The organism is Marinobacter sp. ELB17 (genome assembly GCF_000169375.1).
Lineage (GTDB): Bacteria > Pseudomonadota > Gammaproteobacteria > Pseudomonadales > Oleiphilaceae > Marinobacter.
Map to the genome: position 1 here is coordinate 17,969 of NZ_AAXY01000003.1, position 14,718 is coordinate 32,686.

A 14,718-nucleotide genomic window follows, 5' to 3' on the forward strand; every position below is an offset into this window, starting at 1 on the left:
ATCCAGCAAGCACCGAAAAATGATGGTGACAGGCACCGCCACTAAATTAGGTACTCCCTTAGCCCGAGGAGCGGAGGAGCGGAGGAGCGGAGGAGCGGAGGAGCGGAGGAGCTGGCGATCAGAACGGGAGTGACTCGATTGGTGCAAGTACACTGCTTGATCGGACCTTTAACTGACCGCTCGGTCGGTCAAGGATTTGATGTCCAGCTCCTGACCTTCTTTACAGGTTTCCATAACGATATAGCTGCGTGAGTCCTTAACGCCGGGCAACGCCAGTATCGTCTCACCAAGCAAGGTCCGGTATTGTTCAATATCGGCGACGCGGGCTTTGATGAGGTAGTCAAAGTTGCCGGAAACTAGATGGCACTCCTGAATTTCCGGCACGCAGATGGCGGCCTGTTTGAACTGGGCAAACACGTCGGGGCCGGTTCGGGTCAGACTGACCTCAACAAAGACCACGAGCCCCATTCCCAATCTTCCTGCGTGCAGAGTGGCTCGGTAGTGCTTGATATAGCCATCCCTTTCGAGCTTGCGAACTCTTTCAAGACAAGGGGTTGGGCTCAGATTTACTCGGTTGGACAACTCATGGTTGGTAACTCGGGCATTGGTCTGCAGTTCGTCTAAAATGGCCAAATCGATGCGATCGAGTTTTCTCATATCACCTTGCCTTTCGCTTAGACATAGCTTCAAAGCAGTTAGTCATGCTGTTTTACGTGAAAATAAAGATGAATCTAGCGGTTTCTGGAGGATAATAAGCATTTAATTCTGCTGCGTCTATATACACTTATACTCTTGCTGTGGCTCATGGGTCACCGGTAAACGTTGCCTGAATAGGAGAGTGAATATGATTATTGGTGTACCAAAGGAAATTAAGAATAATGAATTCCGCGTTGGTTTAGGGCCCGAAGCTGTCCACGAGTTAGTTGCCCACGGTCATCATGTGGTGGTTCAGGCCAGTGCCGGTGCGGGCATTGATTTTACGGATGAGCAATACCTGGCTGCCGGTGCAAGTCTTGTGGCTTCTGCGGAGGAAGTGTTTGAGCAGGCTGAACTGATCGTAAAAGTAAAAGAACCCCAACCCAGCGAGCGAGCGTTGCTTCGCTCTCACCATACGTTGTTTACCTACCTGCACCTTGCCCCGGATGTTGCGCAAACCAAAGAGCTGTTGGAGAGCGGGGCCACCTGCATTGCGTATGAGACCGTGACCGACGGAAAAGGCGGTTTGCCGTTGCTGGCCCCGATGTCGGAAGTTGCCGGGCGTATGAGCATCCAAGCTGGGGCTCGGTGTCTGGAAAAATCTCAGAATGGTCGAGGTTTGTTGTTGGGTGGCGTGCCCGGGGTGCAGGCGGCGACGGTGGCGATCATTGGTGGTGGCGTGGTGGGCTTCGCTGCGACGCAGATGGCGGTGGGCATGGGCGCTCGCGTACTGGTGCTGGATAAGTCCATGGAGGTGCTAAGACGCTTTGATGCGATTTTTGGAAACCGGGTTCAGACCTTGTTTTCCTGTGCCAAGACGGTTGAGGAAGCGGTACTGCAAGCGGATGTTGTCATTGGTAGTGTGCTGATTCCGGGGGCGGCGGCGCCTAAGCTGGTGACTCGTGAGCTGATATCAAGAATGAAGCCAGGTTCAGTGGTCGTGGATGTTGCCATTGACCAGGGCGGCTGCTTTGAAACGTCAAAACCGACCACTCATGCCGATCCCACCTATGTGGTGGACGGTGTGGTGCATTACTGCGTTGCCAATATGCCCGGAGCCGTTGCCCGAACGTCTACTTATGCCCTTAACAATGCGACTCTGCCTTATGTGTTGCAGATCGCCAATAAAGGCCCGCGCAAGGCCCTGGAAGACAATGAACACCTACTGAATGGGCTAAACGTAGTGAAAGGCCAGCTTACCTGTCCATCTGTAGGCGTTGCGCAAAGCATCGAGTCCATAAGTCCGACACAGGGACTGAAGTTGATCGATTGAGATAGCGCGCTAGTCAAGTAGTGTGACCCACCCGCACCGAGTTCGCTTTCGAGCGGTGGGCGCGCTGCTGGATTGGCTGACAGCGCCCACGGGTTTGCTTCAGCCTGGAACTCCCATCTTATTAAGGAATTAACGCCAGCTCGGCATCACGCCCTTCGCGGCTAGGGCGAAGTTGCGGCAGGCCTTTTTGTTGACGGCGCAAGCCCAACCAGTACAGCAAAGGCGCCGCAATGAAGATCGATGGTTTTTGTCAGATCCAGCGCAATGGTCAAGGTTGCGGCGGCTGCAAAATGGGATTCAAAGCGAATCCACAAGTAGGCCAACATGCCGGCACCCGCCAGCAGAATCGCCAGAATCGTAGCATCGGAAAAACCGCCGCTGACTTTCGGCCCGACCATGTCTACTTTCGGGAATTCGGCCGTTGGCGAAAGAGTGCGCACCGCGGTTTTCAGCGAGTCCACCACGCTTTCTACCTTACTATCTGAATCACTCGCTGAATGATTCAGCACAGGCAAGCGCACCAGATACTGGCCTGCATCCGCCGGGCCTGACTCCTGAATCGCCGCACTGCCCAAGCCTGCAGTGGCCAGAGCCTGGCGCAGCTGCTCTACGCTGGTGTTTTCGGCCCGCACTTCCACCAGGGTGCCCCCGGTAAAGTCCACGCCGTATTGCAGTCCAGAACCAAAAAACAGCACGATGGAGCCGATCGACAGCAAGGCCGATAACGCCAAACCGATGAAACGGCCGCGCAGAAAATCAACACCGCGCTCGGCCAATCGGTCCAGCGTTTTTATGCCTTGAATGGCCAGAGGCTGGCGACCCATGGCCCGCACCCGCCATTCCATCAACAAGCGGGTGACCGCAATGGCCGTGAACATCGACGTCAACAAACCAATGCCAATGGTGACGGCAAAACCGCGTACCGGGCCGCTGCCGAACATAAACAGTAAGCTGATAGCAATCAGCGTGGTCACGTTGGAATCCAGAATAGTGCTGTAAGCGCGGCTAAAACCCTGGCGCACCGCCATAGGGGCAGAAAGGCCGTTACGGGTTTCCTCACGGATGCGCTCGTTAATCAGAATGTTAGCGTCTACCGCCATGCCAATGGTGAGGATAATACCGGCGATGCCGGGCAAGGTCAGCGTGGCGCCAAGCACGCTCAGCACACCGAATACCAGGCCTACGTTCACCGCCAGGCCGACACAGGCAATCACGCCCCAGCGGCCATAAAGGCCCAGCATAAAGGCGAATACCAAAGCAGCGCCCAGCAATCCGGTGCTTAAGCCCATGGCAATGGCATCGCTGCCCAAGTCTGGCCCGACGGTGCGTTCTTCGAGCACTTTTAACGGCACTGGCAAGGCGCCACCGCGCAGTAACAGGGCCAGGTTGCTGGCTTCGGCGCTGGTAAAACCACCACTAATTTCACCGCTGCCGCCTGCAATGGCACTGCGGATCACCGGCGCGGTGATCACTTTGCCGTCCAGCACCACCGCCAGCGGCCGGCCGATGTTAGCGCGGGTCATCTCGCCAAACTGGCGCGCGCCATTGCTGTCGAGTTTGAAGTTCACCACCGGTTGCCCGCTGTCAGAGTTAAAGCCTAGCTGAGCATCGCTAATGTGCTGGCCTTCCATCGCCACCCGCCGTTCCAGACTGTAGCGCTCGCCTTCCGCGCTGCCCGGCAGATTCATTAGCGCTTCGTTCTTGCCATTGGCAACCCAGTGAAAGGTCATTTTTGCGGTAGTACCGAGCAGTTTGCGAATACTGCTGGGGTCGGCCACGCCGGGCATCTGCACTAGAATGCCATCGTTGCCTTGGCGGGTTATGCTGGGTTCTACTAGGCCGCTTGCAGCTGCTCCGGCTTCTTCGCCATAACCACCACTGCGCCACTTTCAGCTTTTGGCCTGACACCGGTCACCCTGCGGCTACCAGCTTCGGCCCAAGCTCCTCCGCAATGGCGCGGGTTTCGGCATCAAACAGCTCGGCGGTGTCGGCCGCCAGCAACAGATGCGAGCCACCTTGCAAATCAAGGCCTAAAGATATTGTGGTACTGGTGTACCAGGCAGGAAGTTTAGCAACGGCTTGCGCTGGCAACAGATTTGGCAGCGCAGCTAACAGGCCCAACAGTATAACCAAGCCATAGACCAGAGCTCGGGCTTTCAAAGATTTCATGGCACATCCTCACAGGCGACGCCTGCCGGCAGCTTTAGCAGCGGCGGGCAAGCGTAATAACGGGAATTTCGGGCAGTGCGAAAAACAGTCGTTATGGCATTAAGTCAGAGGAGGAGCCCGCAGAATGGGCCAGAAACTGGGGTGATGGCGAACGACATGCGCGGCAACAGGATGGAAAACCACCTCTTGGCTGCCGGACTGGGGCAATAACAGAGACAGCACTGACTCCCATGCAGAAGGCGTTGGCAAGTTGTCGCCGCTGTCGGGCGCTGGCGCCAAAAACCGCAAGCGACTGCCCTGATGGCTGGCCACCAGGGCCTGATCACTGTGGTTGATATAACCGAGGTCAGAGTTTGCAGCCGGGGCAGAAAAACCACTCAGCAACAACCCGAGAGCCAACACCGCCAGCAGCAACGACAACCCGTAACCGAAGCGCGCGGCTGGCAGCAAAGTTTGGGACTGGCGTGGTTGCATGGGGGTGTCTCGCTGGTTCAGCGACTAATATGGGGCCGGCGCTGTAAATCGTCAACTCATTGTTTTCACCATTGTAATAGAGTTTCGATTAAAGGCGGCTGCATCCAGCGGGGAACTCTCCGCACCGTTGCGAGTCACACCGCGCCAACTGCTGTCATTTTTGAGGAGTAAGGATGCTTTCCGTAAATCTGGGGCCACTTAGCTTGCCCATGGGCCATCTGCTGCTGATATTCGCCTTCGTAGTGGCGCTGATAACCGGTGCTATAGCCGGGCGTAAAGAAGGTGTCCCCATCGCTAGCACCTTGGCGGATATTTTCCTGGTGGCCCTGCTGACAGCGCGCATTGGCTTTGTTGCGCTTTACTTTGAATATTACCGCGATGACCTGCTGGGCATTATTGATATTCGCGATGGCGGTTTCAGTGTGCTGGCCGGTATTGCCGGAGCGTTGGTGTTTATCGCCTGGCGCATGCGCCGGCACGCGCGAATACGCCGCCCACTGGCCATTGCCATGACAGCGGGCCTGATCAGTTGGGGCGCAATTGCCGGACTAATCGCCCTGATGGAGCAACAAACCGCCAGCCTGCCCCAAGCCAGCCTCGCCACTCTTGATGGCAAGCCCGTACAATTGTCTGAACTGGCTCCGGGCACGCCCATGGTGGTGAATCTGTGGGCCACCTGGTGCCCGCCCTGCATTCGAGAAATGCCGGTATTGGAACAGGCACAGAAAGATAATCCCGGTGTGGCCTTTGTTTTTGTAAATCAGGGTGAACAACCGGAAACGATTCGCCGTTTTATGCAAGAGCAGGGCTTAAGCTTGACGAACCTGATGACTGATTTCGGTGGCAGTCTGGGCCGCAATACAGGCAGCCACGGCCTGCCCACTACCCTGTTCTATAACGCCGAAGGCCGCCAGGTAAATGCCCAGATGGGCGAGTTGTCTAATGCCACACTGGCCCGCAGGCTCGAACAGTTTGAGGCTCCTTGAGCCGTGACCAATCTATCTGACACTTAAGGAGAAACCGACATGGCCTTACCCGTTACCTCTACAAGCGCCACCTATACAGCTCGCGCACTTGCACCCCGGACACCGGGCCGCTGGCAACCATTGTTAGTGTCGGCTTTGGCCGCAGCCACTCTCGGCGCCAGTGGCATCGCCTTCGCCCAGGAAAGCTACCCGCCTGCGGTGCAGCTGTTGATTGACCGCGGCGTGTCCATTGCTGACAGTTTCGAAGCACCCGGCGGCCTGACCGGCTACGCCGGCGATATGCAGGGTCGGCCAGTCGCGTTTTACCTGACTCCTGACGGCAACCATATTATTGTGGGCCCGATGCTGAATGCCAGTGGTGACAACCTCACGGAACCAAAAATACAGGAACTGGTACAGGGGCCGCTGAACCAGAAAGCCTGGGCACAAATGGAAGATAGCGCATGGGTACTAGATGGCAGCGCCGATGCGTCGGTCATCGTGTATACCTTTACCGATCCCAACTGCCCTTACTGCCACCGTTTCCGCCAAGCCGCAGAGCCCTGGATTGACGCCGGCAAAGTGCAACTGCGCCACGTGATGGTGGGCATACTGCGCGAAGATAGCCTGTCTAAAGCCGCCACCATTCTGGGCGCAGACGACCCCCAGGCTGCCCTGCGTGACAACCAGAAAAGTTACAACAACGGCGGCATAGAGGTGAACCGCAAGCTGGTCAGTGCCAACAACAAACGCATCACCGCCAACAACCGTTTGATGGGCGAACTGGGGCTGAGCGCCACCCCCAGCACCTATTACAAAGATGAAAATGGCCAAATACAGATGCAACAAGGCTTACCACGCCCAGAAGACATGCCAACAGTGATGGGGAGTGCCCAGACCCAATGACACTGTTAACCGGCCGTAGTAAACTGACCAAAATCCGGAATTTATGAATACCTCCGTATCCTGCTCCGCCATACAAAAGGATACGATGGTGTTTTTTTAACTTACGAGGCTCTATGACTTCTATCGCACCCATCCCTTCAGAATCCGCATCAGCATCGTCCTTCAACCCGGTGCTTGACCTGCTTAGCCGCCACCGCTCCATCCGCAAGTTCACTGACCAGAAAATTCCGGCCGAGCTGCTGTCTAATCTGCTGCACGCCAGCCAATGCGCCGCAACCTCCAGCCATGTGCAGGCTTACACGCTGATTCACGTGATTGATACCGCCAAGCGCGAGCGTTTGGTAGAGCTAACCGGTGGTCAAACCTATGTGGCTTCCGCATCGGACTTTTTTGTGTTCTGCGCCGATATGAAGCGCCCGACCGAAGCCGCAGCGCGGGCCGGTGCCGAAGTGATTACCGGCACCACCGAGCAGTTTTTGGTGGCTAGCATAGACGCTGCGTTGATGGCACAAAATTTGGTGGTGGCGGCGGAATCTGAAGGCTTGGGCATCTGTTACATCGGTGGTATTCGTAACGACCCAGCCGCCGTCAGTGACCTGCTGGAATTGCCCGATCAGGTGTATCCGGTATTTGGTCTGTGCTTGGGTTATCCAGATCAGGACCCGCAGGTAAAACCGCGCCTGCCGCTCAACGTCATTGTGAAAACTGACCGTTACAGCAGCGAGCAAGACAGCGAACTGATTGATGGCTTTGACGCCACTATGGAAACCTATTATCGCGAGCGCCTCGGCGGTAACAAAGCCAGCAATTGGTCGCAGCAGCTTAAGCCCCTGTTCACCAGCAAGCTGCGCCTGCATCTGAAAGAGTTTCTGGAAAAGCGCGGTTTGGGTCGGCAATAGGCGGGATGGGAAGATCGGGGACAGATTTAAAATCTGTCCCCTTTCAGAATAACAGCGTGGCGTCCAGCGACAGGTTTAAAATCTGTGCCCTTGGGAGTGTCGGCGCGGCATCTAGGGACAGGTTTTAAATCTGTCCCTTGGGAGTATCAGGGCGTGACCTTCTCCCACACTGTCAGTTCCGAGAGGCTGTGCTGATATTTATTGCGGGTTTCACGAATCACGAACGGCAGGCTGCGCGGCGCAGTCATCAGGCGAAAGTGCGGCGCCAGCAAGTCTTTCAAACCGTCCAGAGTGCTGTAATTTTCACCGTCTTTCTTGTACCCACCGACCCATTTTTCCCGCGGAGTGTATTCCTCCAACCAGGTATAGGGTGAGGCAATCACCAGCACGCCATTGTCGTTCAGACGCTCGTGAATGCGAGTCAGAAACTGCGCCGGATCGTACAGGCGGTCAATCAGGTTGCCAGCCACAATCAGGTCATAGTTATTGAACAACGGTTTCAGGTTACAAGCGTCGCCCTGATGGAACACCACACGCCCGGCGGACTCGGTCAAGCCCAATTCCTCTAGTGTGCGCTCGTGGTAGCTCACCAGATCGCCCTCTTCCGGGAGGGCGTAGCGAATCACTTTCTGTTCTGCCATCTCTACCCCTTTCTGGATGAAATTGGCTGAAAAGTCGATGCCATCCACATGTTCGAAGCGAGTAGCCAACTCAAAACTGGTGCGACCACAAGCGCAACCAATATCCAGGGCGCGACGGTAGCTTACGCCACTTTGATCAGCCGTAGAGCGCTCGTCGAGGGCGGCAATACCCGCCATCGCCAGTTCTTTGGGAAAGTTGGCTTCGCCGTGCCAGTTTTCGCCGAAATTAAATTCCGAGTACTGGGCAAGAATTACATCGTTTTCGTAATACGCGCTGGGGTGCTTCAATTCGGCCTCCGAGGCCACATAGCGGAATCCCGCATGCTGGAAGAAATGACGGCGGAACGCATAGCGGGCACTGAGCCGCGCCTCGTTACCGCAAGAAATCCACGACCCACCTTTAATCAGGTTGTGGCGATTATCAAATGTAGGTGTAGTGAAATCATCGTACAACGGATGCACCTCAAACCCGGCAAACGGGTACATCGGCGTTTCAGTCCATTGCCACACGTTACCAACAACATCGAACCACTGGCCGTGGCGGAAGCGGGTAACCGGGCATGAAGACGCGCCATGATCCAGGTGCAAGTTGGCCGCAGCGGGCTCGGCGCCCAATTCCGCTACCTGGGCCACTTCGGCCAGGCGGTGCCATTCGTCTTCGGTGGGCAGCCGCACAGGGCGGCCGCTATCCACCGCTTTCCATTCGCAGAAGGCTTTGGCTTCGTGGTAATTCACCTCCGCTGGCCAATCCCACCGCATTTCCACTTCTTCGGTCATCAACCGCAGAAACCATTGATTATGCCACACCCAGAAAGTGGGGTGACTGGCCTTGACAAATGCACGCCAGCCCAAGCCCTCTTCGCTCCAGTAGGCATCTTCGCTGTAGCCACCGGCTTCAACAAATTCCAAAAACTCTTGATTACTCACCAGGTATTTTGATGCGTCAAACACGTCTACGCTGGCTTCATGGCTGCCATATTCGTTGTCCCAACCGTAATACTCACCATCAACTGGCAGGCCCAGAGCCACATCGCCCGCCGCCACCGGCAGCAGTTCGTTCTGCGGTGCTTGCCCGCTCTGGGTATTGGGCGCCCACTCTGGCTGCGGCTGCACATACTCCAGCTTTTGCTGGCGAATCAGCACCGATGAGGTTTCCAGATGAATGCGCTCGTGATCGATACCCATCAAAATCGGCCAGAACGGGCTCTTCCAGCTCACCGGCACCTGCAAAGGCAAGGTGCGAATAAGATCCACCACCATGGCCCGAACTTTTTGGCGATAGGCCATAACCGCCGACACTTTAGGCCAGACGTAGTGGTCTTCGTTCAGGTCGTCCCAGCTCATTTCATCCACGCCCACCGCAAAGGTCGACTCCATCGCAGGGTCAATACGCTCGGGCAGAATTTTTGCCAACACCAACTTATTGACAAAAAAGGTCGCTGTATGGCCCAAATAAAACATCAGCGGATGGCGCAGAGGTATCGACTTCTTAAAATAAGCGTCGTCACCAGCCAACGTTGTAAACAGGGACTCGTAGGTGTCAAAAGTGTCGCAAAAACAACGCTCGATTTCCTCGCGCTTTTGCTGCACGTCACCTTCGGCCAGATTGACCGTGCGGCTAAACGGCTCAGCCGGCTTGGTGGCAGGGTCCGGCGCGGCAGCCAACTCAGCGGTTTTTTCAATCACTATTCTCTCCTGATTCCTTTCTATTTCTGATTATTTAAACGGCATAGACTTAACCACCGAACTGCCCGCAGGCAGATGCTGATAGGGGGGGATGTACGCTGATGCCGGGAAAACAGCTTCATTCGCCCCGGATTTTTTGCCCCTCGGCCGGATGCCAAGGCTCCAGTAACAGCTTCAGGCCAAGCGCACAATTTATAAGTAACTGGAGGTGAGGGAAAGGTATTTCAATACCGGCGTCGTCCAGCGCCTGTTTCACCCGTTCACGCAATTCGGCAATAATGCGCGGCTGCACATCCAGATTGTCTGGGGTAATCCACACCTGGATTTTAAGATCGACCGACGACGCGCTGAGGCTGTCCACCATGACCCTCGGCGCCAGCGACTCTTTGCACCAAACTGCGCCAACACCGTCAGCAAAAAATCAGGCCAGGTAAAGTAACGCAGAGCTGTCTGCACATGACCGATCACATAAGCCGCAACCGAGCTCTAGTTAACGTCCCCGGCGCCAAAGGCGCTCAGGGTGTCGCCCAGATTCTTCCTTAACTGCTCTATAAGGGTGGCACTCAGGCTTACAGTACCGATTCCACGGCCTGCGTTACCTGTTTGTCGCCAGGGCGTACACTGCTGGGGAAAGACTCCACTACCTCGCCGCGATCGTTCAATAGGTATTTCGTGAAATTCCACCGCGGCGGCTGGCTCTGTTGATTAATGTGGGCGAACACAGGCGTTGCGCCCGCACCGGTGACCGGCCCGGGAGCGATCATGGTGAAGGTGACGCCGAAATTTTTGAAACAGATGGTGGCCGCTTCTTCTTCGGTGTCTGCCTCCTGCCGGAAGTCGTTGCTGGCAAAACCAACCACCACCAGGCCTTCTTTACCGTAGCGCTGATGCAGCTGTTCAAGGCCTTTGAACTGGTTAGTGAAACCGCAAAAACTGGCGGTATTCACCACCAACATTGGTTTCCCAGCAGCCAGTTCGCACAGATTGACGCTTTCGCTAGAGTGAAGTTTCGGCAGATCGTGATCCAAAAACGCCGGGCAACCCGCTGTTTCGTCTGCCACAACCGGCGCAGCTCCCCACAGCAAAACCAGTGCAACGCTGATTGGCCATCTGAACATTATGTGTCTCCTGTTATTCTTGATAATAGTAGACAAAGTTACGCCATGGTGGCCGCAACGGTTTGCTGCGCCGCCGTTCATTGCCGCCGGGGAATCCATAAACGTTCAGGAGCCAAACAATGACATTACCAATTTTTCACGTATTTCTGTCCCACGGACTGGAAAGTGGCCCCGGCAGTACTAAGATTCAAGCTATGAAAGCGGTCTCGGAAAAATACCGGGGCGTGGTGGCCGAGGCGGTAGACCATCGCAGCAGTAAAGACCCAACAACCCGCCTGAAGCAGATGCAGGCAGCTATGGAGCGGGTTGGGGCTGACCCTCAGCGCACCGTTTTAGCAGGGTCCAGCATGGGCGGCTGGGTGTGCGCTCAAACGAGCGCGATGACCCCGGTACTGGGCTGCTTTTTATTAGCCCCCGCGCTGGCACTACTAAACTATCCACAATCCAGACCGCAGATTTGTGCCACTTTCAGCCAGATTATTCATGGTTGGGAAGATGACGTTGTTCCGGTAATGCCTGTGCTGGAATTGGCACAACAGCAAGGCATCAGCGTTCTGGTACTGAACGATGGCCACCGGCTCGAAAACAGCGTACAGCGAATAACCCAAGAGTTTGAACGTTTTTTGAAAACATGTCTGAAAGACCGGAATACGCCTTAATTCCAGCATGCTATTAACCAGGAAAAAGATAGCAAGCGAAGCTCAAGTTTTTATCTGTAAACTTGCGCTTCACTCGTTGTTTTGCCAGTCTAAAGGCACAAGAAAAACCAATTCAGAAAAAGAAGCGGAGATTACGCGATGAGCAGCATGAGTAAATTCAAGAAACTGGCAGGCCTTTCCGCGCTGACGTTTGCGGCCCTGACCGCAGCCAACTCGGTGAACGCTGCCAACTGGCGCTATGCCCACGAGGAATACGAAGGCGATGTTCAAGACGTTTTCGCGTACAAGTTTAAAGAGTACATCGAAGACAATTCCAAACACACGGTGCAGGTCTACCGCTTCGGTGAACTGGGCGAGTCTGATGACATCATGGAACAGACCCAGGCCGGCATTCTGAATTTTGTAAACCAGTCTCCCGGCTTTACCGGTGCCCTGATTCCGGAAGCGCAAATTTTCTTCATCCCCTATCTGATGCCCACAGACATGGATTCGGTAGTGACTTTTTTCCGTGAAAGTAAGGCCATTAACGAAGACTTCCCTAAGCTATACGCAGAGAAAGGCCTAGAGTTGCTGAAAATGTATCCGGAAGGTGAAATGGTAGTCACTCTTGATGAGCCCATTACGACACCGGAAGAGCTGCAAAACAAAAAAATTCGCGTGATGACTAATCCGCTGCTGTCGGAAACCTATTCCGCCTTTGGTGCCACGCCTACGCCCCTGCCTTGGGGTGAAGTTTACGGTGCCCTGCAGACCAACATGATTCAGGGCCAGGAAAACCCGATTTTTTGGATCCAGTCTGGCGGTCTTTACGAGGTGTCACCTCACCTGATCTTCACCGGTCATGGCTGGTTCACCACCGCAATGATGGCCAACCAGAATTTCTACGAAGGCCTGTCGGATGCAGACCAAGAATTGGTGCGCAAAGCATCTGATTTCGCCTTTGAAGAAATTCTTGACCATATCGACGGCCTGGCCGATGAGGCGTTGGCAAAAATTCAGGAAAGCAGTGATGAAGTCACCGTTACACGCCTGAACGAAGAACAGATTGCCGAGTTCCGCAAGCGCGCCCCACAGGTTGAGGCGAAGTTTGTTGAAATGGCTGGCGACAGCGGTCAACAACTGCTGAACCAGTTCAAGCAAGATCTGGAAGACGTCAAAAAATAACGGATTGTTATTCTTTTTGCAGCCCCTGGCCCCGCGGGTACTTGCCTGCGGGGCTCGAAGACTAACCCCGCCCAGCCGGGGCATTCCCCCTACCGGCCGGGACTTTGCCACTCCGGAGCATAGCCCATGACCGAGAACTCCCCGGATTTAGACGACACTGGCCATTATGACTCGGGACTACCCGGTTTCCTGGGAACCATCGATGAGTGGATTGCCAAAACCGAGGCGGTAATGCTTGCCGCTGGCATCATTCTGATGGCACTGAACACCTGCGTGAACGTGATTGCCCGCTTTGTATTCGGCGAAGGCATGTTTTTCTCGGGCGAGATCAACCGCATCCTCATCATTCTGGTCACCTTCGCCGGCATTGGCTACGCCGCCCGCCACGGGCGCCACATTCGCATGTCAGCGATTTACGACGCCATTCCCGCTAGGGGCCGAAAGGTGTTAATGATCATTATCGCTTTGTTCACCGCCGCGATGATGTTCTTCTTGTGCTACCACTCCTACGGCTACATCGTTACTTTGTACGATCGCGGTCGGATTCTACCCGCGTTGGGCATAGAGATTTGGATGATCTATGTTTGGGCACCCATCGGTTTTGCCGTTACCGGCATTCAATATTTGCTAACCGCCGTCAAGAATTTAACCAGTAAAGGCGTGTACTTATCCACCGGCGTGGTGGACGGCTATGCAGAGACCGAGACCGAAGTTTAAAGCAGCCTGAATCAGACCTGACCCTGAGCAGACCACAAAAGGCAAGAATCATGGCAACAATACTGATGGTCATTATGATCGGGCTCCTGCTAATGGGCTTCCCGATGATGATCCCGCTGACAACCGCTGCTGTTGTCGGCTTTGTAATGATGTTCGACGGCTTCGGCCAGATGGGCACCTTTATTCAGCAGATGATGGGCGGCATTCGCCCCGCGTCGCTGATTGCGGTGCCGATGTTCATTCTGGCCGCAGACATTATGACCCGCGGCCAGTCGGCTGATCGCCTTATTAATATGGTGATGGCGTTTATTGGCCACATCAAAGGCGGGCTGGCTATTAGCGCAGCCACCTCCTGCACCCTGTTTGGGGCGGTTTCGGGCTCTACCCAGGCCACCGTGGTGGCTGTGGGTTCACCGCTGCGGCCGAAAATGTTGAAGGCGGGTTATTCCGATTCTTTTACCCTGGCGCTGATTATTAACGCCAGTGATATTGCGTTTTTGATTCCCCCCAGCATTGGCATGATTATTTACGGGGTTGTCTCGCAAACCTCTATAGCTGAACTGTTTATCGCCGGCATTGGCCCGGGCCTAATGATTCTGTTCATGTTTTCACTCTATTGCCTGTTCTACGCCTATAAGAACAACGTGCCCACCGAACCTAAGGCTACCTGGGGCGAACGCGGGCGCGCCGTGCGCGATGCTCTGTGGCCACTGTTTTTCCCGGTTATTATTGTTGGTGGTATCTACGGCGGTATCTTCAGCCCCACCGAAGCAGCCGCGGTATGCGTGTTGTATGCCTTCTTGCTGGAATTTCTGATTTTCCGTTCGCTCAAGCTCGCGGACATTTATCGCATCGCTAAATCCACCGGCCTGATCACCGCCGTGGTGTTTATTCTGGTGGCCGTGGGTAATGGTTTTTCATGGATTCTGTCGTTTGCACAGATCCCACAAGCCATTCTGGAATCGGTGGGTATCCATGAGGCAGGCCCGGTTGGCGTTCTGGTTACCATTTGTGTCGCATTCTTTATAGCGTGCATGTTTGTGGACCCGATTGTGGTAATTCTGGTGCTGACGCCGATATTTGCGCCGGCCATTCAGGCCACAGGGCTAGACCCTGTGTTAGTGGGTGTACTAATCACCCTGCAGGTGGCCATTGGCTCTGCCACACCACCATTTGGCTGCGACATATTTACCGCTATCGCCATTTTCAAACGGCCCTATATGGATGTGATTCGCGGCACACCGCCGTTCATTGCGATGCTGATCGCCGCTGCCGGATTGATTATCGCGTTCCCGCAGATTGCATTGTTCTTGCGCGACCTGGCCTTTCCGGCCTAATCAGGAGACTGCGG

Annotated in this window: 15 protein-coding genes; 8 read left to right on the plus strand and 7 right to left on the minus strand. The window is 55.0% G+C overall.

Annotation, left to right across the window (positions count from 1 at the left end; all coding sequences use genetic code 11):
- Window positions 1–168 precede the first annotated feature (168 nt).
- Window positions 169–657 (minus strand): Lrp/AsnC ligand binding domain-containing protein, encoded by a 489-nt coding sequence (locus MELB17_RS04735; protein ID WP_007348998.1) that lies wholly within the window; start codon window positions 655–657, stop codon window positions 169–171.
- 187 nt (window positions 658–844) lie between these two features.
- Between MELB17_RS04735 and ald the strand changes: the two genes are divergently transcribed.
- Window positions 845–1,969, plus strand: a complete 1,125-nt coding sequence (gene ald / locus MELB17_RS04740; RefSeq protein WP_007348999.1) for an alanine dehydrogenase — start codon at window positions 845–847, stop codon at window positions 1,967–1,969.
- Window positions 1,970–2,130: 161 nt separating this feature from the next.
- On the opposite strand, the gene secD is transcribed toward ald, so the two are convergent.
- From secD to MELB17_RS04750, 3 genes are all read right to left on the minus strand, one after another.
- Window positions 2,131–3,756 carry a protein translocase subunit SecD gene (gene secD / locus MELB17_RS04745; protein ID WP_007349000.1) on the minus strand — a complete coding sequence of 542 codons (1,626 nt, stop codon included), beginning with the start codon at window positions 3,754–3,756 and terminating at the stop codon, window positions 2,131–2,133.
- 124 nt (window positions 3,757–3,880) lie between these two features.
- Entirely contained in the window at window positions 3,881–4,138 is a 258-nt protein-coding gene (locus MELB17_RS23160; protein WP_007349001.1) for a hypothetical protein, read from the minus strand.
- A 99-nt stretch (window positions 4,139–4,237) separates the two neighbouring features.
- On the minus strand, window positions 4,238–4,612 hold the full coding sequence (locus MELB17_RS04750; RefSeq protein ID WP_007349002.1) for a hypothetical protein: 375 nt from the start codon (window positions 4,610–4,612) through the stop codon (window positions 4,238–4,240).
- A gap of 173 nt (window positions 4,613–4,785) precedes the next feature.
- Here MELB17_RS04750 and MELB17_RS04755 point away from each other — a divergent pair, with 173 nt between their 5' ends.
- The 3 genes from MELB17_RS04755 (at window position 4,786) to nfsA (ending at window position 7,382) form a co-directional block, all read left to right on the plus strand.
- Window positions 4,786–5,598, plus strand: a complete 813-nt coding sequence (locus MELB17_RS04755; RefSeq protein WP_036183599.1) for a TlpA disulfide reductase family protein — start codon at window positions 4,786–4,788, stop codon at window positions 5,596–5,598.
- Window positions 5,599–5,637: 39 nt separating this feature from the next.
- Window positions 5,638–6,483, plus strand: coding sequence for a thiol:disulfide interchange protein DsbG (gene dsbG, locus MELB17_RS04760; RefSeq protein ID WP_007349004.1), 846 nt, complete (start codon window positions 5,638–5,640; stop codon window positions 6,481–6,483).
- Window positions 6,484–6,596: 113 nt separating this feature from the next.
- The gene (gene nfsA, locus MELB17_RS04765) at window positions 6,597–7,382 is read left to right on the plus strand and encodes an oxygen-insensitive NADPH nitroreductase (RefSeq protein ID WP_007349005.1); all 786 of its coding nucleotides are present in this window, start codon (window positions 6,597–6,599) and stop codon (window positions 7,380–7,382) included.
- Between the two features lie 146 nt (window positions 7,383–7,528).
- Here nfsA and ovoA read toward each other — a convergent pair whose 3' ends face one another.
- The 3 genes from ovoA to MELB17_RS04780 form a co-directional block, all read right to left on the minus strand.
- On the minus strand, window positions 7,529–9,709 hold the full coding sequence (gene ovoA / locus MELB17_RS04770) for a 5-histidylcysteine sulfoxide synthase (RefSeq protein ID WP_007349006.1): 2,181 nt from the start codon (window positions 9,707–9,709) through the stop codon (window positions 7,529–7,531).
- A gap of 118 nt (window positions 9,710–9,827) precedes the next feature.
- Window positions 9,828–10,088 carry a mechanosensitive ion channel family protein gene (locus MELB17_RS04775; RefSeq protein ID WP_227498814.1) on the minus strand — a complete coding sequence of 87 codons (261 nt, stop codon included), beginning with the start codon at window positions 10,086–10,088 and terminating at the stop codon, window positions 9,828–9,830.
- Between the two features lie 190 nt (window positions 10,089–10,278).
- Complete coding sequence (locus tag MELB17_RS04780) at window positions 10,279–10,827, minus strand: glutathione peroxidase (protein ID WP_007349008.1); 549 nt, start codon at window positions 10,825–10,827, stop codon at window positions 10,279–10,281.
- A 119-nt stretch (window positions 10,828–10,946) separates the two neighbouring features.
- On the opposite strand from MELB17_RS04780, the gene MELB17_RS04785 reads away from it, so the two are divergent.
- The 4 genes from MELB17_RS04785 to MELB17_RS04800 all read left to right on the plus strand — a co-directional run bounded on the left by MELB17_RS04785 (window position 10,947) and on the right by MELB17_RS04800 (window position 14,704).
- Window positions 10,947–11,486 carry a YqiA/YcfP family alpha/beta fold hydrolase gene (locus tag MELB17_RS04785; protein ID WP_007349009.1) on the plus strand — a complete coding sequence of 180 codons (540 nt, stop codon included), beginning with the start codon at window positions 10,947–10,949 and terminating at the stop codon, window positions 11,484–11,486.
- 138 nt (window positions 11,487–11,624) lie between these two features.
- Window positions 11,625–12,650 (plus strand): TRAP transporter substrate-binding protein DctP, encoded by a 1,026-nt coding sequence (gene dctP / locus MELB17_RS04790; protein ID WP_007349010.1) that lies wholly within the window; start codon window positions 11,625–11,627, stop codon window positions 12,648–12,650.
- Between the two features lie 126 nt (window positions 12,651–12,776).
- Entirely contained in the window at window positions 12,777–13,367 is a 591-nt protein-coding gene (locus MELB17_RS04795; protein WP_007349011.1) for a TRAP transporter small permease, read from the plus strand.
- A gap of 50 nt (window positions 13,368–13,417) precedes the next feature.
- The gene (locus MELB17_RS04800) at window positions 13,418–14,704 is read left to right on the plus strand and encodes a TRAP transporter large permease (RefSeq protein ID WP_007349012.1); all 1,287 of its coding nucleotides are present in this window, start codon (window positions 13,418–13,420) and stop codon (window positions 14,702–14,704) included.
- The last annotated feature ends 14 nt before the right edge of the window (window positions 14,705–14,718 follow it).